This is a genomic window from Enterococcus silesiacus, assembly GCF_001886225.1.
Lineage (GTDB): Bacteria > Bacillota > Bacilli > Lactobacillales > Enterococcaceae > Enterococcus_L > Enterococcus_L silesiacus.
In genome coordinates this window covers 1-17998 of record NZ_JXLC01000041.1, presented here as the reverse complement: position 1 = coordinate 17998, position 17998 = coordinate 1, and the positions used below count along the sequence as shown (strand labels likewise).

Annotated in this window: 18 protein-coding genes and 1 tRNA gene; 9 read left to right on the top strand and 10 right to left on the bottom strand. The window is 36.0% G+C overall.

Annotation, left to right across the window (positions count from 1 at the left end; all coding sequences use genetic code 11):
• Positions 1-182: 182 nt before the first annotated feature.
• From RV15_RS17970 to RV15_RS17960, 3 genes are all read right to left on the bottom strand, one after another.
• The gene (locus RV15_RS17970; RefSeq protein WP_071879362.1) at positions 183-692 is read right to left on the bottom strand and encodes a GNAT family N-acetyltransferase; all 510 of its coding nucleotides are present in this window, start codon (positions 690-692) and stop codon (positions 183-185) included.
• Positions 693-828: 136 nt separating this feature from the next.
• Positions 829-1200 carry a hypothetical protein gene (locus RV15_RS17965; protein ID WP_174549285.1) on the bottom strand — a complete coding sequence of 124 codons (372 nt, stop codon included), beginning with the start codon at positions 1198-1200 and terminating at the stop codon, positions 829-831.
• A 64-nt stretch (positions 1201-1264) separates the two neighbouring features.
• Positions 1265-1633: a CvfD/Ygs/GSP13 family RNA-binding post-transcriptional regulator gene (locus RV15_RS17960; RefSeq protein WP_071879360.1), complete on the bottom strand. Its 369-nt coding sequence runs from the start codon at positions 1631-1633 to the stop codon at positions 1265-1267.
• Positions 1634-1835: 202 nt separating this feature from the next.
• Between RV15_RS17960 and RV15_RS17955 the strand changes: the two genes are divergently transcribed.
• Positions 1836-3002, top strand: a complete 1167-nt coding sequence (locus RV15_RS17955; RefSeq protein WP_071879359.1) for a MalY/PatB family protein — start codon at positions 1836-1838, stop codon at positions 3000-3002.
• A gap of 66 nt (positions 3003-3068) precedes the next feature.
• Here RV15_RS17955 and RV15_RS17950 read toward each other — a convergent pair whose 3' ends face one another.
• Positions 3069-3656, bottom strand: a complete 588-nt coding sequence (locus RV15_RS17950; RefSeq protein ID WP_071879358.1) for a peptidylprolyl isomerase — start codon at positions 3654-3656, stop codon at positions 3069-3071.
• 224 nt (positions 3657-3880) lie between these two features.
• On the opposite strand from RV15_RS17950, the gene RV15_RS17945 reads away from it, so the two are divergent.
• The gene (locus RV15_RS17945) at positions 3881-4894 is read left to right on the top strand and encodes an NAD(P)/FAD-dependent oxidoreductase (protein ID WP_071879357.1); all 1014 of its coding nucleotides are present in this window, start codon (positions 3881-3883) and stop codon (positions 4892-4894) included.
• 43 nt (positions 4895-4937) lie between these two features.
• Here the strand turns inward: RV15_RS17945 and RV15_RS17940 are convergent, their stop codons facing one another.
• The gene (locus RV15_RS17940) at positions 4938-5183 is read right to left on the bottom strand and encodes a DUF1450 domain-containing protein (protein ID WP_071879356.1); all 246 of its coding nucleotides are present in this window, start codon (positions 5181-5183) and stop codon (positions 4938-4940) included.
• Between the two features lie 86 nt (positions 5184-5269).
• On the opposite strand from RV15_RS17940, the gene RV15_RS17935 reads away from it, so the two are divergent.
• Positions 5270-5776: a phosphatidylglycerophosphatase A family protein gene (locus RV15_RS17935; RefSeq protein WP_071879355.1), complete on the top strand. Its 507-nt coding sequence runs from the start codon at positions 5270-5272 to the stop codon at positions 5774-5776.
• A 784-nt stretch (positions 5777-6560) separates the two neighbouring features.
• Here RV15_RS17935 and RV15_RS17930 read toward each other — a convergent pair.
• Positions 6561-7436, bottom strand: coding sequence for a hypothetical protein (locus RV15_RS17930; RefSeq protein ID WP_071879354.1), 876 nt, complete (start codon positions 7434-7436; stop codon positions 6561-6563).
• Between the two features lie 190 nt (positions 7437-7626).
• Here RV15_RS17930 and RV15_RS17925 point away from each other — a divergent pair, with 190 nt between their 5' ends.
• Positions 7627-8166 (top strand): hypothetical protein, encoded by a 540-nt coding sequence (locus tag RV15_RS17925; protein WP_071879353.1) that lies wholly within the window; start codon positions 7627-7629, stop codon positions 8164-8166.
• Between the two features lie 670 nt (positions 8167-8836).
• Positions 8837-10324 carry a CHAP domain-containing protein gene (locus RV15_RS17920; protein ID WP_071879352.1) on the top strand — a complete coding sequence of 496 codons (1488 nt, stop codon included), beginning with the start codon at positions 8837-8839 and terminating at the stop codon, positions 10322-10324.
• A 282-nt stretch (positions 10325-10606) separates the two neighbouring features.
• Here the strand turns inward: RV15_RS17920 and RV15_RS17915 are convergent.
• The 4 genes from RV15_RS17915 to RV15_RS17900 all read right to left on the bottom strand — a co-directional run bounded on the left by RV15_RS17915 (position 10607) and on the right by RV15_RS17900 (position 13552).
• Positions 10607-10679 (bottom strand) — tRNA-Lys (locus RV15_RS17915).
• A gap of 111 nt (positions 10680-10790) precedes the next feature.
• On the bottom strand, positions 10791-10922 hold the full coding sequence (locus tag RV15_RS17910; protein WP_010760426.1) for a FeoB-associated Cys-rich membrane protein: 132 nt from the start codon (positions 10920-10922) through the stop codon (positions 10791-10793).
• A 4-nt stretch (positions 10923-10926) separates the two neighbouring features.
• Positions 10927-13080: a ferrous iron transport protein B gene (feoB, locus tag RV15_RS17905; protein ID WP_071879351.1), complete on the bottom strand. Its 2154-nt coding sequence runs from the start codon at positions 13078-13080 to the stop codon at positions 10927-10929.
• Positions 13081-13084: 4 nt separating this feature from the next.
• Positions 13085-13552, bottom strand: coding sequence for a FeoA family protein (locus RV15_RS17900; protein WP_071879350.1), 468 nt, complete (start codon positions 13550-13552; stop codon positions 13085-13087).
• Positions 13553-14102: 550 nt separating this feature from the next.
• Here RV15_RS17900 and nrdH point away from each other — a divergent pair.
• The 4 genes from nrdH (at position 14103) to nrdF (ending at position 17961) form a co-directional block, all read left to right on the top strand.
• Complete coding sequence (gene nrdH, locus RV15_RS17895; RefSeq protein WP_010760423.1) at positions 14103-14327, top strand: glutaredoxin-like protein NrdH; 225 nt, start codon at positions 14103-14105, stop codon at positions 14325-14327.
• Positions 14328-14705, top strand: coding sequence for a class Ib ribonucleoside-diphosphate reductase assembly flavoprotein NrdI (gene nrdI / locus RV15_RS17890; RefSeq protein WP_071879349.1), 378 nt, complete (start codon positions 14328-14330; stop codon positions 14703-14705).
• Positions 14686-16845, top strand: coding sequence for a class 1b ribonucleoside-diphosphate reductase subunit alpha (nrdE, locus tag RV15_RS17885; RefSeq protein WP_071879363.1), 2160 nt, complete (start codon positions 14686-14688; stop codon positions 16843-16845). Before nrdI ends, nrdE begins: the two co-directional genes overlap by 20 nt.
• Before the next feature lie 153 nt (positions 16846-16998).
• Positions 16999-17961 (top strand): class 1b ribonucleoside-diphosphate reductase subunit beta, encoded by a 963-nt coding sequence (gene nrdF, locus RV15_RS17880; protein ID WP_071879348.1) that lies wholly within the window; start codon positions 16999-17001, stop codon positions 17959-17961.
• Positions 17962-17998: the final 37 nt, after the last annotated feature.

Here is a 17998-nt window from a genome sequence, read left to right as displayed (position 1 = left end):
CCATCAGTGCCTTGCGACAAGATATAATATAACAAGTTTTTTGTTATTGGTCAACCATTATTTTGAAAAAAACGGAAATATTTTTCATCCACTTCTCTTGCTATCAATCCTAAATTCGTCTTTTCAATAAAAACATCGTTTAATAACAATATTATTGCAAAAAAAGTTACCTATAGCGATTGTTAAATCAGAATAAATGAAAATAGTTCGAATTTGGTTCCATTAAAATCTTTTGCATTTCCAACATTAATGAAGCCATTCCTTCGATAGAAGTCAATTAACTTCTGATTACTCCCTAAACAATCTAATCGTAACTCAGTTACTTGCCCTCTGAATTTTTGCTTTAATTCAGCCAGTAATTCTTTTCCATAGCCCTTTCTTCGATATTCTGGGCGGATAATCACCCGATGAAGATAGCAAGACTCTTGATGAGTCCCTATTTCTTGCCAAAGTAATCTGTCCCATTCTGTCGGTGTTTTCCAGGCAGCCACCATTCCTGCCAATTGTTTCTTTCTATTATAGAAGAAAAATACTTCTCCTTTTTCTACAGCTTGGGCTAATCCATGCTTATCTTCTCCTTTTAGTACATCTGACCATTGATCACTGCCAGTTTCTTTCAACCATTCAGCGCTTTCTTTCAATAGAGACATAGCAGTAGCTGCATCTTTTATTGCTGCTTGCTTTAATGACATAAAATGTTCCTCCTAAATAATACTCTGTATAAAAATAGAACAAAACTAGTGGTTAGTTTTGTTCCGGCTTTTAGTTTTTCAAATAAAAGGGTTGCAATAGCCATGCCTCTTATTTATTTATATAACTTGCTTAGTTTTAAAACATTGGTACCCCTTGAATATCATAAGTAGCTAATAGATTCTTTAACTCAGATGGTTTTTCCCACACGTATCTGTCATCAATCGCAGGAACCGCATGATCTTCATTCATTTCAAATACAAATAAAGGCATATTTTCAGCATCGGTATGCGCATTTGTCAACTCGACTAAACTAATTGAAGTAACATCTAGTTGAATTTCTTCTTTAAAAAGCTGCAACATACTAGCTAATCCCGTCATATCTTCAGAAACTTTTGTTGTAACAAATGCCATTGACTTACCCACTGGATGAACAAGAAACTTTTTCGAACCGTCATTTAGGTTCAGCATAATAGTACCAGCGACTTTTTTGTTAGACAAAACATCCACCTCAATTAATTTTTGTTTTCAGAAACTAGGAAAATTGTACCATATTTTCTGAAAAAAAACAGAATTATTTCTCAAGCAATTTATCCATTGCCTCATCAGTCCATACTGGGAGCTCTTTTTCTAACGTATCAAAGCCAATTTTCTTATTTTTATTGGTAAAGTATTTTTTTCGTCGGTGGTTAGGTTGCTGAATTTGCGTTTCTAATGTTCTCAAAGATAAGCTGATTTTTTTTGAGTACTCATCAATATCAATAACTTGTACTTTAACTTTTTGGCCAACTGTCAATAAACTATGAATATTTTTGGTGTATCCTGCCTGCACTTCTGAAACATGGATCAGTCCCTGAGTTGTATCGCTTAACGAAACAAAAGCGCCATAGGGTTGTAACCCTGTGATTGTTCCATTAAGAATCATTCCTATCTTGTATTCCATCTCATTATCCTCTTTTCGTTATTCCCATCAAAATGCTTTCCTCGTTTAAAATGATATCATGTTTCCATTAAAAAGTGCATGAATTTATTTCTGCTTCTATATATTGTTGATTCTTTTTGTTCATATTTTATGGAAAGTCCATTATACTATAGTTACATCTTACATTACTGAGAAACGTTTTTATATAGAAAGGAAGAATTGAATGGTAGAATTTGATACAGTCTATAACCGCCTCAATACAAATTGTATTAAGTGGGATTCGATTGAAGACACTTATGGAGAAACCGACTTGTTACCTTTATGGATAGCTGATATGGACTTCAAAGCAAACCCACCTGTGTTAGACGCACTAAAGAAAACAGCAGAGCAAGGCCTCCTAGGCTACTCACCAGCCCCTGATTCTCTGTATGAAGCAATTCAGGCGTGGCAAAAACGCCGTCATGATTATGCAGTCAGCAAAGAAGCAATTCTTTTTAACAGCGGAGTTGTGCCGAGTCTTTCAATAGCAATCCAAGCTTACACCAAACCAGGTGATGCTGTCTTAATCCATGATCCAGTTTATCCTCCTTTTGCTAAAGTTGTCGAGCAAAATAATCGAAAACTAGTCCGCAGTTCATTGCTGATTGAACAAGGACACTTTGTTATAAATCTAGAAGAGCTGGAAAAACAAATCATTGCCGAAGATGTTCGATTGTTTATTTTATGTAATCCTCACAACCCAGGCGGGCGTGTTTGGACGAAAAGTGAGCTAGAAGCTTTTGGTAAGTTATGTGCAAAATATGATGTGCTTGTTATTAGTGACGAAATTCATCAGGATTTGATTTTTGCGCCTCATGTATTCACAACGTTTACAAATGTTCACCCAACATTTAAAGATTTCTCTATTACGTTGACTGCTGCAACAAAAACATTCAACTTAGCCGGTATTAAAAACTCAATGATTTTCATTGAAAATCCTGATTTGCGGAAACAGTTCGTTGAAGCGCAGGAACGTAATTTTCAGAATGAAATCAACATTTTCGGTTATGTAGGAACAGAAGCTGCTTATCAGAATGGCGATACTTGGTTGGAGGAATTGCTCGTTTATCTAAAAGAAAATATCGATACCGTTAGCGAGTTCTTAAAAACTGAACTTCCCGAAGTCAAAATGATGCGTCCAGAAGGTACTTACTTGATTTGGTTAGATTTTTCTGCTTTGGGTTTGACGGATGCAAAACTGCAAAACCAACTCGTTCATAAAGGAAAAGTTGTACTGAATCCCGGAATCACCTTTGGCCCCAATGGTACACAACATATGCGCTTAAATGTTGCTTGTCCAAAAGAGACACTCTTAGAGGGTTTACGTAGAATCAAGCACTCTTTTGAATAAAATAATAAGTGAAGCCTAAACTCATAATCGTTTAAGCTTCACTTTTTTTTATAAATTAAAATACTCTTATTCGCTGATCTCTACTTTATCGATCACTACATCAAATGTTGGTCGATCTTGAGCGTCTTTTTGCACGCCGCCGATTTCATCTACAACATCCATGCCTTCTACTACATGACCAAAAACTGTATGACGGAAATCTAACCATGGTGTTCCGCCTTTTTTATAAGCTTCGATCACTTCTGTAGGGAATCCGGCACCTTCTAATTGTCCCATCATGTTTGCTGGAACATTTTGATTGTTTACGATGAAGAATTGACTGCCATTAGTGTTCGGTCCAGCATTTGCCATTGATAGCGCACCGCGTAAATTGAATACATCTTTAGAAAACTCATCTTCAAATTTTTCACCATAAATACTTTCGCCGCCCATACCTGTTCCAGTAGGATCGCCGCCTTGAATCATGAAATCAGGGATAACACGGTGAAAAATCACTCCATCGTAATAGCCTTTTTTCGCTAGTTGAACAAAGTTTTCAACTGTTTTAGGTGCCTGTTCTGGGAAAAGTTGAACAGTAATATCTCCGCGGTTGGTTTTTATCACAGCTTTAGGGCCTTTTACATTTGCTAAATCTAATTGTGGAAATTCTGACATAGTTATTTCCTCCTCATTAATTTTTACTTCCTTATGATATCATAAACAACTTCACTTGAAAATTCTATTATCTTTGGTACTCTTTAAGAGAAGCTTTTTTTCACAAACTCTTACTTGCTTTTTTCGCTTACAAGTGATATTTTGTGAAAAACGATATACAATCTTTTTTGATTTTATCTTTATAGATGAAAACTTTTTTATTATAGAAACAGGAGGAAATTTTGATGTCTGATTCAAAAAACATATATGATCTAACAATCGTCGGTGCAGGTCCTGTCGGCCTTTTTGCTGCTTTTTATGCAGGAATCCGTAAAGCAAAAACTAAAATTATTGATAGTTTACCTCAGCTCGGCGGCCAACTATCCACACTTTACCCTGAAAAATATATTTATGACGTCCCAGGTTTTCCAGCTATCAAGGCCAGTGAGCTGATCGAAAATCTAGAAAGGCAGATTGCTCCTTTTGCGCATGATACTTGTTTAGAAGAAGAAGTGAAAAATTTAGTTCAAGAAGATGGTTACTTGCGGATCGAAACGTCAAAGGGTGTTCATTATTCCAAAGCAGTTATTTTTGCTATTGGAAACGGCTCGTTTCAACCTAGACGCTTAACTATTGATGGTGCAGCCGAGCTTGAAGGGGATCATGTCCATTACTACGTAACGGATATGAATAAATTTTCTGGTAAAAAAGTGGCCATAGCAGGTGGCGGTGATTCTGCTATCGATTGGGCCTTAATGTTAGAGCCTATTGCAGAAAAAGTTTCGATTATTCATCGTCGACCTGAATTTCGTGGACATGAGCATAGTGTAGATAACTTAAAAAACTCAGAAGTCGCTATCTATACACCATATGTCATCGATCAGCTATTAGTCGAGGATCATTCATTCAAAGGAATTCAATTAAAAGAAACAAAAGCGGATAATTTTGAAAAACTGGATCTAGATTCTTTGATCATTAACTATGGTTTTACTTCCTCTTTAAGCCATTTAAAGGAATGGGGCTTGGATGTTAGCCGAAATGCGATCGAAGTAAACTCAGATATGTCGACAAATATTCCAGGTGTTTATGCTGTTGGTGATATTTGCAACTATGATGGAAAAGTAAAACTGATTGCAACTGGCTTTGGTGAAGCGCCGACTGCTGTGAACAATGCCTTGCATTTTATTAAACCTGATACTAGAACTCAGCCGATGCATAGTACTAGTTTATTTGAAGGAAAAGAAGCTAAGATGCTTTAAAAAATTGGAGCTTACCCTATTTATCGGTGAGCTCCAATTTCTTTCAACTGTTCATATCCTCTTGCCAAAGTAAAATAGCTTTCTTGACATTTTCTACTAACTCTTCTGGTGTATTCCCAGTAATCCGCTCCCCTTCAAATAAAACAAAGAACGTTTGGGCACAAAGAACGCATTCATTCATACAAGAATAAGAGACAACATCGCCATTTTCTTCAATAAATGGATCATTCAGTAACAGCTCTGCGCCCTTAGCTAAGTTTTGTTCGCAACATTCTATTAGTGGGTTCATTAATCTTCTCCTTGCATTTTTCTCTTTAAATAGTATACCATTGATGTAATCTAAGTTTAAAAATGACGCATTGGAGGTTTTTTATTTTGGTAATAAAAGGAGAAACAGTAGAAAAGAAAGCACGGCAGTTATTGAAAGACCGTGGCGTTGAGATAGCGGATTTGGCAGAATTGGTTTTATTTTTACAGAAACCCTATGTTGAAAATCTTGATTTAGCAACTTGTATTGAAAATATTGACAGCGTTTTGTCTAAACGTGAAGTACACAATGCTATTATCACTGGTATTCAATTAGATATTCTCGCTGAAGAAAAAAAATTACTTCATCCTTTACAAGAAATTCTGGAAGAAGATGAGGGGCTTTATGGTATTGATGAAATTTTAGCGCTCTCGATCGTTAATGTCTACGGATCAATCGGCTTTACGAATTACGGTTATATTGACAAAGTGAAGCCTGGAATCTTGGCAAAATTAAATTCTCATGAAGGACCGCAAGTTCATACCTTTTTAGATGATATTGTTGGTGCGATTGCAGCGGCTGCAGCTAGTCGTTTAGCTCACTCTCAACCCGATAAAAGTATCATCACGCAATAACTATCTAAACCAAAGAATAAAAGCAGATCCGTCATGCACCGCCATTTTAAGTGGTAGCTGGATAAAGGATTCTGCTTTTTTGTATTTTTAACAGCATTTCAATTGCTTCATTAGTAATCCGTCTATTATAATAAGTTTAAAGTATATGACATATACTTATACTTATGTTTAAAGCTCCCACTATAGGTAACAAGAGTTATTCTTGATTTTAATGAGCACATTTTTCAGTCGTTGATTTTCTTCCCCAAAGATAAATCAAATACCTATAGTGGTAAGCTTTATCCAATATATCCCACTTCATTCAACCATACTCATCTCCCTATACAAGTACGATCAATCAGGATACTTAAAAGAGATAGAAGCAAAAAATAAAAAACAGTATCAGAATTCCTTCCAATACCGTTGTATCGCTCAATCAGTATGCGCTGGCATGTTCATCCTCTCTTGTATTTTTAGGGGTAGATATTTTCCTAAAAATTGAGTACAATAAATCATGTCAGTGCTTTTGCATTGACGAGGGCAACTTGATTGGTCAGTGTCTTGACTCATCAGGGCTTCGTAGTTTGGCGGCCACCAAACTGTGAAGTGCCTTTTTTTATTTTATTATTTTCGCTTCTATCATGTACCCATTGTACAAGATGAGTGAATGTTTCGTCAATGCTGATTCTGCTTTATTTTTTTGTGAAAAATCAACCTTTCCTCAAATAAATAGTTCACAGAAGCTTGCTTTCAATGTTTTTTTATTATTAGTTAACTAATAATTTCTTTAATCTGGCTATTTTACTTATTTATTTGTCGATACCGTCATTTTAAGTGCTTGTAATGCATCAAAATGTTGAATAGTATAAATAATCATTCCTTTTTGCCAAACCACTGAATTATTTTGATAACTATCACTTGTGCTAGCTGTTAAAGAAATCTGCCCTTTCGTCTGAGGAGCTGGCAACATCGCTGTTTCTAAGTAGGCCACCGCCTCTTTAGCTAAAGGTTCCGCTACTTCCCCACCAATATTCGAAGCTCGAACAACCAAACTCCAATTTCCTTCTTGCCAAGATAAATAACTAGAACCTGCAGCGCCTTGTTGATAGCCCGTGATTCCATAGCCTAAATCAATCTGACTTCCACCATTATCGATGATTTGATTGACGGCACTCGCCGCTTCCTCATTTGAAGCATACGATTTTTTTTCAAATGAAGCAATCGGTTGTAAATCATTGACTACCGTATCATTGACTGTGATCCCATGATCTTCAGCATAATATAAAATTCTGAAATTTCCTTGATCAGCAGCACTGGTTGTTGCTGCAGTCAAATACTCCGCTGTTTGACTGGTTAATATTGCTTGCGGTAATTGGTCATTCGGAAAAGCTTTATTTAGTTGATCTAGAACTGTTTCTGCTTGTTTTGCTGGTGTGTTACTGTCTGTTTTTACAGCCGATTGGCTGTCAGTTGTTTTTGTTTCAGATGTAGTTGAAGATTTTGTTGAACTTTGGCTCGTACTAGATTTTGTAGTAGTTTTACTGGTAGATGCGGCAGTTTGACTTGTTTTTTCGGTACTTTTAGCTGTAGTTGAACTTTCAACAGTCTTGCCTTTGCCCCCACAAGCAGCTAGCGATAATCCTGCTAGTAATATAAATGAATAGATGAATTTTTTTTTCATTTTTTCCCCTCCTATGTTGTTTCTTTTCTCTAGTTTATCATCAAACAGCTGATTACTCACTTCATATGATTTATGATTATTGAATAAATGAGCTAAAGTTAAATCATAAACACTTTTTAGTATTGACATTAACTATATTTTATCATAAAGTATGCATTGTAATACATTAAGAAAGAAAAGAGGGGTTTTTATGTTAAAGAAAAAGTTGTCAGTCACAATTGTTGGAGTTCTTGTCACAATGTTCAGCCTATTTTTTATTGCCTCAGAAAAAGCTTCTGCTGATGGTTTATTGGACTATTCCGTCAGAAGTCAGTTCGATTCGTCTGTCGTACTCAAAGCTCGAACAAAATATACTGCTTGGTGGGGAACCGTCACAAATTCTGCCGCTACGGATATTATTGAAGGAAAATCTGAAGTAGCTACGACAAGAACACGTATTAGAGTACTAGACAGTGTAGGAACGGTTTGTAAAGATTCTGGTTGGAGTTCTCCCACTTCTTTTAATCCAGAAGTAGTAAGATCTGAAGTTTATTGGTTTAATTTTTTCTATAGAGATTTAACAGATGCTGGTGTTGGTCCTTTTTATGTAGAATCATATCACAGTTACAAATCTAAAAAGACCAATCAATGGTACACATTCAAAGTGAATCATAAAGAAGCACTGAATGGGAAGATGGTTGATTGGGTTTACCTAGAACAAAATGGCGGATTCTTTCTTGATAATGATTAACGAGAATTTATTCTGAACAATAGCCTTTTCTCTAATTAAAATAGATGTGATTTTGACAATTATATGCTCAAAATCACATCTATTTTTTCAAGCCTACGATTCTGTTTATCTATTTTCCTAAAGTTAGACACGATCACCTGACTTATTTTGTTCAATTTTGAAAAAGAAAACGCATATTTCATCTTCTAAACATCCAATGAATTTTTCATAGGTTCGGGATGCTTCAATCTTTGGCATTAAATTATTCAATTAAAGGTTATTTCATGTTTCTAAGCATAGACATTTTTTAAAATATCATCTCTGTTGGACCCTACCGATTTTATATCTAACAAATTCTCAGTTTTTTCATTCCGTACCATAGACATCAATTCCTGCTCACTATGAAATTCAAATGGTGCCTCTCCAACATTCTACTTAAAGTTTGTAGCCTTTATAATTCCAGAATCACTAGCATCAATTACTTCTGCCAGTTCTATCTTTTCATTTGTGTAATCAAGACTAATTATCTAAGACCTACAAAAATAATTGTACCCCTCCCCCAAAAAGAAAATTGACAGGATTAGGAGAGAGATTAGATAGTTATGGAACCTTATAAACTCGTATAGTAATAGTAGGAATTCCGCTATAACAGACGTGTTATAAACTATTAAAAAAGAGAGAAGGAATAACAATGGGCGTTACACAAGCACAAGGGGTACAATGGGCAAGAAATTCAATTGGAAAGTCATATGATTTTGATGGTGCATTCGGTATTCAATGTTTTGACTTGATAAATCAATATGGGCATGATTTATTTGGTGTTTCATTTCGAGGAGCAGTTGCCAAAGATTTAATGCAAACAGGAAATGTAGGTGGATTTCGAGTAATTCCAAATACGGCGAGTTTTTATCCTTTGCCAGGAGATATATTTGTCTATAACAATGGTTCAGCCGGACATACAGGAATTGTTCTAGGTTCAGTGACAACTACTGGTTTTATTGGTGTTGATCAAAACGGAAGATCTAATAATGAGCCTTCTACTCAAAGAGCATTTAGCTATGCTAATTTTGCAGGAGTAGTACGTCCACCATTTACTGTTGAAATACCATTTCCAAGTAGACCATGTAAGGTAAAAGTAGGTAACATTGTTCGATTAACTAGTGGTGCAAAAGTGACATCGCCATGGTCATCAAATGAAAAGATTCCATCAAACGTGGTCAACAAATATTACCGTGTGGAGCGAATTGAAAAATTGAATGCAAAATGGGAGAGTTCAGAATATCAAGTTTTAATTAATTCTGATGAAAGTAGTTATCGAAAATGGATTTATGAACAAGATTTATTAGTTGCACCAGCAGCGAAATTTAAAAAGGGAATGAAGGTTCGTTTAAGTACAGGTGCAACAAATGCAAGTCGTTATTGGAGTAGACGTATTTTAGAGAAGAAATTTCTTGGACAAGAATATACAATTGGAGATGTAGTGGCAACTGCTGAATCCCAAAGTCCCTATCAATATCTGATTAGCAGTAATACTTTAGGTAATTTGTGGGTATTGGAACAGGATCTAGCAGACCGAACAATTCGTTTTATTACTAATGAACCATTCATGAATCAAGAGCATAATCAAAATGCTGAGGTCAAAAATAAGAACCTTTATAAAACTGTCATCAATGATATCTCAAAAGAATCAACCGCGAAACTAATGGTTGAATTTACTAGAAGCAAAACTTGGCCGATGTTGACGAATGGAAATGTCTTCTTAATTGAATATCCTACACATTTAATGGTTAAAGTTGTAGGTGTGAAATTAGATTCTACAGCTTCAGTTAAAGCAGAATGCTTAAGACTGACTAAAGGTCAAATACCAAGTTATAATGAACGAGATATGAAAGTTGTTTTACAGACAAATAAAAAATACAATTGGATTGAAATTGATAATTTACCAAAAGATTGGCAAGCGATTAGTAATCGTTTGAGACATAATTTACGCGAACGCTTCTGTCAATATTTTCTTGATACAAGAGTTTCTTATGGTCAACAGAGCGACGGAAAGTTCTATTTTCAAATTATCAATCTTGAAAATGAAAAGCGTGCAACTGAACTTGCAGCAATGTTAAAAGGATGGTTTCCAGGAGACACAAATGAGTATACAAATGCTCAAATTTTTTTACAGAATTAAATTGTAAGTAACTAAGAAGCTAAGACAAACACCTATGAGTCAATAACTCTCATAGGTGTTTGTTGAATGGATCATCTGATATCATAGGCATTTTTAAAGTAAGTTTAGACATTGTGCCAAATAAGACTTAAAATTCATGAAATTAAAAAAGTTACACAAACTATATGAGTGTAAGCTAATGTATTCAAAGCCATATTCAAACAAAAAAAGAGAACGCATATTCCATCTTCTAAACGTCCGAAGACGCCGACAGAATACCATTCTCGTGGGTTTGGCACCCAATGGGTCGTAAGGGGCTCGAACCCATGACCCGCTGATTAAGAGTCAGCTGCTCTACCAACTGAGCTAACGACCCAAATAATTAGTACTTAAATATTGTAGCACTTGAAGAGCCTTAATTCAAGAGGAAACGTCAGACACAACAAAATAAATTACGACCGTTTTATCTCATTGTATCTGACCTTTTTTACTCCCCTTGTTCTTTCTTTACTGGGCATGTTGTATGACAATCGTCACAACTCTTGCCTTTTTTAAAACGAGAATAGACAACGTATCCAGCTCCGCCAAAAATCAATACTGCTAAAATCAATGTTGCCATATGCTTACCCTCTTTCTAACGTTGCCATCGTAACAACTGTTTCTGCTTCTGTTTTTGGCTTTCTAACTAAATAATAACCCATAATAACAACTAGTAGAGCTGCAGCAAACACACCGACACCTACTTGACCGTTTTCAAAGATAACGTGTCCAAATTGATAAATAATGAAACTTACTACATATGCTAAACCACATTGATAACCAATCGCTCCCCAGGTCCATTTCCAATCGCCCATTTCTCTGCGAATCGCGCCAATTGCTGCAAAGCACGGCGCACACAATAAATTGAAAACTAAGAATGAATATGCTGCAATAGGAGTAAACGCACCTTGCAACGCAGACCACACTTCCACACCATCTTCAGATACTTCCCCTAAATGACCAAATAAAATACCGAAAGTCCCAATCACATTTTCCTTGGCAACTAATCCTGTAATCGTTGCAACAGCACCTTGCCAAGTCCCCCAGCCAAGAGGAGCAAATAATGGTGCAACAACTTTGCCTAAGTTCGCTAAGATACTTTGATCTTCAGCGGCTTCTTGCAGTGTAAAGGTATAAGTAGAAGTAAACCAAATAACAATACTCATTACAAAAATAATCGTTCCGGCTTTTTTAACAAATGATTTGCTGCGGTCATAAGCGTGACGAAGAACCCCACGCAATTGCGGCATATGGTAAGCCGGCAATTCCATAATAAACGGTGCTGGATCTCCTGAAAATGAACGAGTTTTCTTCAATGCGATGCCTGATAATACAATGGCCGCAATCCCGATAAAATAAGCCGAGGGAGAAACCCAACTACTTTTTGGAAAAAAGGCACCCGCAATCAATGCGATAATCGGCAATTTCGCAGAACAAGGCATAAAAGTCGTGACCATAATCGTCATTTTACGATCTTTTTCATTTTCAATCGTCCGACTTGCCATAACTCCTGGGACTCCACAACCTGTCGCAATCAACATTGGAATAAACGATTTACCTGATAGCCCAAACTTTCTAAACAAACGATCCATTACAAAGGCGATCCGCGACATATAACCACAATCTTCCAAGAACCCTAAACATAAAAACAGGACAGCTAATTGAGGTAAAAATCCCAAAACAGCGCCAACTCCAGCGATAATACCATCCAGAATCAAGCTTTGCATCCACGGTGCTACTTGCCAACTGGTTAATAATCCTTCGATAGTATTTGGTACAAGGTTTCCGAATAATTCGTCATTGATCCAATCAGTGCCCATCGTACCCACAGTTTGAATCGCTAAATAATAAACAAACCACATGATCAATGCGAAGATCGGCAAAGCCAACCAACGGTTCGTTACGATTCGATCAATTTTATCACTTGTGCTGAACGTGATCTCATTTTTTTCAATCGCACAAAGAGCCGTTAAACGAGTGATAAATTCATATCGCTCATTGATTACGATCGATTCACTATCATCATCAAAGATTTTTTCAGTAATTTTAATAATGTCTTCTATTTCCTTTTGCTGAATTGTACTCAATTCCAGTTCATCCTGGACTCTAGCGTCTCTTTCAAACAATTTAATGCTATACCAACGGGCTTGCTTTTCTAACACACTATTCCCTAAAACATCCGTAATTTCATTTAGTGCTGCTTCTAGACGATTGTCATACGTTGGATAGTTAAACTCAGGTGGAAAGACTTCAGTGGTTTTAACTGCTTTTTTCATCAAGTCATCTAGCCCACGATTTTTTAAGGCGCTTATACCGACTACCTCTACACCTAAACCATAGGAAAGTTTTTCAATATTGATTTTTCTACCAGTCTTCTCTAAGATATCCATCATATTTAATCCGACCACCACTGGAATTCCTGTTTCCATCAATTGCGTCGTCAGATATAGATTTCGCTCCAAGTTCGTTGCATCTACAATGTTGACAATGATATCTGGGCTACCACTGAGTAAATAGTCTCTGGCAACAACTTCTTCTGGGGTATAAGGTGAAAGTGAGTAAATCCCTGGTAGATCTTGGATCGTCAGTTCTTTATTTTTTTTCAGCTTGCCTTCTTTTCGCTCCACTGTTACGCCTGGCCAATTCCCTACATATTGATTCGCACCGGTCAGTGCATTAAAGGCTGTCGTCTTTCCGCTATTTGGATTTCCCGTTAACGCAATATGCTGTTCTTTCATTCTCTTATCCCTCTTTCTGTACTAAAACCAGTTCTGCTTCATTTTTTCTCAATGTCAATTCGTAGCCACGAAGGTTGATTTCAATTGGATCACCTAGAGGCGCCATTTTCCGAACAAGAAGCTCTACCCCTTTTGTCAGCCCCATATCCATCAAACGCCTTTTGACCGCACCTTGTCCATGAATCCCAATAACTCTCGCTTTTTCCCCTACTGTTAATTGATCTAAAGACTGCCAACTTTCTTCACTTAAACTTTTTTCTACTATTGTAATTTGTTTTAACACAGATTGATTGATTGCAATTCGGCTATTGTGCAAAAGAACAATGCCGTTGTCACCTGAATAATTCACCAAGACAACCTTCCCACCTGGCACAAGACCAAGATTGTTCAAGTGTTTCTTCGCAAAGCCTTCTGCTTGGATTTCTTCAATCGCATAAACCTTATTTAATGTTGCCTGTGCCAGTGTTAACATTGCATTACCTCCTAATTTAAAAAACTGAACGAACTTATTTAGTCTTCTTTAGAGTTCTTCATTCCCTAGAGTTTTAGCTTTGTGGAATTGTTGAGATTGAAGTCGCGTACAATGAATAGCTCGTAAAGCTAAGTATAATCCAATCTTGTGAAAAAATTTCATTCGTATTATCAATGATATTGATAATCGTTCTCATTAAGTATACCTGTTTGTGAGGTTTAAATCAATCTTCTTTCTACCTATAGTAAGAAAATTTTTGCCCAACAAAATATCGCCATTTTGACTAGTGTGTCTCTTTCCATTCACCTACTATATCTTGTGCTTATCACATTAGGATTTCCAATGTAAAATTTAATAAATTTCTTTTTTTAACATAAAAATGACGAGAATAATGGCTTAAATCTAGAGAATACATGCTTTCATATTTCTTTCAAAAACACAAAACATGGTATTCCTTCGAAAAACAACCACAATATGTAGTGCCTAAGTGTTGACTTTTTCTCTGAGAGATTTATACTAGTGAAGTAAACTAATTGAGGGGGAATTAAAAATGAACGTAAAAATCTTTTCTAAAAATAATTGTATCCAATGTAAAATGGCAAAACGCTTTTTGAGCGAGAATAATATAGCATTTGAAGAAGTAAATATCGATATCCAACCAGACGCAATCGACTGGTTAAAAGAACAAGGATTCCAAAGTGTTCCGGTTATCACTTCTGATGCTACAACTGTTGTAGGATTCCGTCCTGATCAATTAAAACAATTGGCTAGCTAAATGAAAATTGTTTATTTTTCAGTCACCGGACAAACCAGACGCTTCATTAAAAAATTGGATTTAGCAGCTTACGAAATTGAGCCTGCGAATCCTTTTTTTGAGATAAATGAGCCTTTTGTCCTAGTCGTTCCTACTTATGACAAAGAAATCACTGAAGTAGTGAATGATTTTCTTGATTACAAAAACAATCAAGAATACTTGCAGGGCGTTGCTGGAGGCGGAAACCTCAATTTCGCAGAATTATATGTATATACAGCCAAAGACATAGCACGTGATTACAACGTTCCAATGCTTTTTTCTTTTGAATTTAGCGGCACGAACGAAGACGTGGAATCCTTTAAGAAAGTAGTGAATGAACTTGAGTCTAAAAGAAATTAAAGATGTTAGCTATTTTAAGCTGAATAATGAGATCAATCGTCCCGTTGACGGACAAATTCCTTTACATAAGGATAAAGAAGCATTGGAAGCTTTCTTCAAAGAAAATGTCCTTCCTAATACAAGAACCTTCAATACTATAGAAGAAAAAATCAACTACTTAATCGACAATGATTATTTAGAAACAGCATTTATCGAAAAATATTCTATGGCATTTATTGAACAATTATACACATTTCTTGATGAACAGCAGTTTGAATTCAAATCATTTATGGCAGCTTACAAGTTTTATTCACAATATGCACTTAAAAACAATGAAGGAACTGAATACTTAGAAAGCTATGAAGATCGTGTAGCTTTCAATGCCTTGTACTTCGCTGATGGCAATGAAGAATTAGCGTTAGTTTTAGCAGATGAAATGATCCACCAACGTTATCAACCTGCAACACCATCTTTCTTAAATGCTGGACGTAAACGTCGTGGCGAGCTTGTTTCTTGTTTCTTGATCCAAGTGACAGATGATATGAACAGCATTGGTCGTTCAATCAACTCAGCTTTACAATTATCACGTATTGGTGGCGGTGTAGGGATTACTTTAGCTAACTTACGTGAAGCAGGCGCTCCAATCAAAGGATACGAAGGAGCTGCCAGCGGTGTCGTTCCTGTTATGAAATTGTTCGAAGATAGCTTTAGTTATTCTAATCAATTAGGCCAACGCCAAGGTGCTGGAGTTGTTTATCTAAACGTCTTCCACCCAGATATCGAAATGTTCCTTTCAACGAAAAAAGAAAATGCGGATGAAAAAGTTCGTGTGAAAACTTTATCTTTAGGCGTTGTAGTTCCTGATAAATTTTATGAGTTAGCTCGTAATAATGAAGATATGTATCTATTCAGCCCATATAGTGTAGAACGTGAATATGGTGTGCCTTTCTCTTATGTTGATATTACAAAAGAATACGATAATCTAGTTGCTAATCCAAAAATTCGTAAACGTAAAATCAAAGCACGCGATCTAGAAAATGAAATCTCTAAATTACAACAAGAATCTGGCTACCCATATATTATCAATATCGATACAGCTAACAGAAGCAATCCAGCTTACGGCAAAATCATCATGAGTAATCTATGCTCAGAAATCTTACAAGTTCAAACACCATCTGTTTTGAATGGCAAACAAGAATATGAAACACTTGGTACAGATATCAGCTGTAACTTAGGTTCTACAAACATCGTTAATTTAATGGATAGCCCTGACTTTGGTAAATCAGTTCGTGCGATGACACGTGCGTTAACATTCGTGACTGATGCGTCAGATATTGATGTAGTGCCTTCTATTCAAAACGGAAATAGACTAAGTCACACAATCGGGCTTGGTGCGATGGGTCTGCATACATTCTTTGCTAAAAACCATATGGAGTATGGTTCTAAAGACTCACTTGATTTCACTAATGTTTACTTTACTTTATTGAACTACTGGACTTTAGTAGAAAGTAATAACATTGCCAAACAATACAATGAAACCTTCCATAATTTTGAAAAATCTGATTATGCTAATGGTTCCTATTTTGATAAATATATTGAAGGAGACTTCACTCCTCAATCAGATAAAGTCAAAGAAATATTTAAAGATATTTTTGTTCCAACTTCTGAGGATTGGGCAAACTTACGTGATGCAGTGAAAAAAGATGGTTTGTATCACCAAAACCGTTTAGCAGTAGCACCAAATGGTTCTATCTCATATATCAATGATACAAGTGCTAGTATCCACCCAATCACTCGTATGATCGAAGAACGCCAAGAAAAGAAAATCGGTAAAATCTACTACCCTGCTCCTTATCTAGCGAATGATACGATTCCTTATTACACATCTGCTTATGATATGGATATGCGCAAAGTGATCGATGTTTATGCGACAGCCCAACAACATGTGGATCAAGGAATGAGTTTAACCTTGTTTATGCGTTCTGAAATTCCAGAAGGTTTATATGAATGGAAAGATTCACCAAAACAAACAACACGTGATTTGAATATTTTACGTCACTATGCTTTCCATAAAGGTGTTAAATCAATTTATTACGTAAGAACATTTACGGATGATGCTGAAGAAATCGGTAGTAACCAATGTGAGAGTTGTGTTATCTAAAGATCAAGACAAACTTATACAAGAATATTTATTAAGATGTCTACTATATAATTTGAATTAATAAACTTGTAAAAAACCAAGCAAGGCGCCCTCTGGTCGCCTTGTTCTATGATTTACTGTATTTTATTGTAAAGGTAATGAGGAGGAAAATACATGGCAAGATACTATGAAGCAATCAACTGGAACGCCATCGAAGACGTCATTGATAAATCAACTTGGGAGAAACTAACGGAGCAGTTCTGGTTAGATACTCGTATCCCTTTATCAAATGATCTAGATGACTGGAGAACTCTTTCAGACCTCGAAAAAACAACTGTAGGCTATGTTTTTGGCGGTTTGACACTACTAGATACTGTTCAGTCTGAAAGTGGTATGGAGCAGTTAAGAAATGATGTCCGCACACCACATGAAGAAGCTGTCTTAAACAATATCCAATTTATGGAATCTGTTCATGCTAAAAGCTATTCATCGATCTTTAGTACATTAAACACTAAAAAAGAAATCGATGATATCTTTGAATGGACAAACACAAACGTTTACTTACAAACAAAAGCAGAAAAAATCAATGAAATCTATAAAAACGGCACACCATTAGAAAAGAAAGTTGCCAGTGTATTTTTAGAAACCTTCTTATTCTATTCTGGTTTTTATACCCCTCTTTACTATCTTGGGAATAATAAACTAGCTAACGTTGCTGAAATCATCAAATTGATCATTCGTGATGAATCTGTTCATGGCACTTATATTGGGTATAAGTTCCAATTAGGTTTCAATGAACTATCTGAAACAGAGCAAAATGAAATGAAAGATTGGATGTATAACCTTCTTTATGAGTTGTATGAAAATGAAGAACGTTATACTGAAGAATTATATGATGGTTTGGGTTGGACTGAAGAAGTGAAAACCTTCTTACGTTACAATGCCAATAAAGCATTGATGAACCTTGGTATGGATCCATTATTTGCTGATACAGCAAATGATGTTAACCCGATCGTGATGAATGGTATTTCTACTGGTACAAGCAATCACGATTTCTTCTCACAAGTCGGCAATGGTTACTTATTAGGAACCGTTGAAGCAATGAAAGATGACGATTATTTGATTGGTATGGAGTAATCAAATAAGGTTCTACGTCAAATTGTGTTGGTAAGCC

Coding starts and splice junctions, on each gene's coding strand:
- RV15_RS17950 (WP_071879358.1), bottom strand. CDS start 3,656: ATGTCAGAATTTCCACAATTAGATTTAGCAAATGTAAAAGGCCCTAAA.
- RV15_RS17955 (WP_071879359.1), top strand. CDS start 1,836: ATGGTAGAATTTGATACAGTCTATAACCGCCTCAATACAAATTGTATT.
- RV15_RS17970 (WP_071879362.1), bottom strand. CDS start 692: ATGTCATTAAAGCAAGCAGCAATAAAAGATGCAGCTACTGCTATGTCT.
- RV15_RS17925 (WP_071879353.1), top strand. CDS start 7,627: ATGTTAAAGAAAAAGTTGTCAGTCACAATTGTTGGAGTTCTTGTCACA.
- RV15_RS17930 (WP_071879354.1), bottom strand. CDS start 7,436: ATGAAAAAAAAATTCATCTATTCATTTATATTACTAGCAGGATTATCG.
- RV15_RS17960 (WP_071879360.1), bottom strand. CDS start 1,633: ATGGAATACAAGATAGGAATGATTCTTAATGGAACAATCACAGGGTTA.
- RV15_RS17920 (WP_071879352.1), top strand. CDS start 8,837: ATGGGCGTTACACAAGCACAAGGGGTACAATGGGCAAGAAATTCAATT.
- nrdH (WP_010760423.1), top strand. CDS start 14,103: ATGAACGTAAAAATCTTTTCTAAAAATAATTGTATCCAATGTAAAATG.
- RV15_RS17900 (WP_071879350.1), bottom strand. CDS start 13,552: ATGTTAACACTGGCACAGGCAACATTAAATAAGGTTTATGCGATTGAA.
- RV15_RS17945 (WP_071879357.1), top strand. CDS start 3,881: ATGTCTGATTCAAAAAACATATATGATCTAACAATCGTCGGTGCAGGT.
- RV15_RS17940 (WP_071879356.1), bottom strand. CDS start 5,183: ATGAACCCACTAATAGAATGTTGCGAACAAAACTTAGCTAAGGGCGCA.
- RV15_RS17910 (WP_010760426.1), bottom strand. CDS start 10,922: ATGGCAACATTGATTTTAGCAGTATTGATTTTTGGCGGAGCTGGATAC.
- feoB (WP_071879351.1), bottom strand. CDS start 13,080: ATGAAAGAACAGCATATTGCGTTAACGGGAAATCCAAATAGCGGAAAG.
- nrdF (WP_071879348.1), top strand. CDS start 16,999: ATGGCAAGATACTATGAAGCAATCAACTGGAACGCCATCGAAGACGTC.
- nrdI (WP_071879349.1), top strand. CDS start 14,328: ATGAAAATTGTTTATTTTTCAGTCACCGGACAAACCAGACGCTTCATT.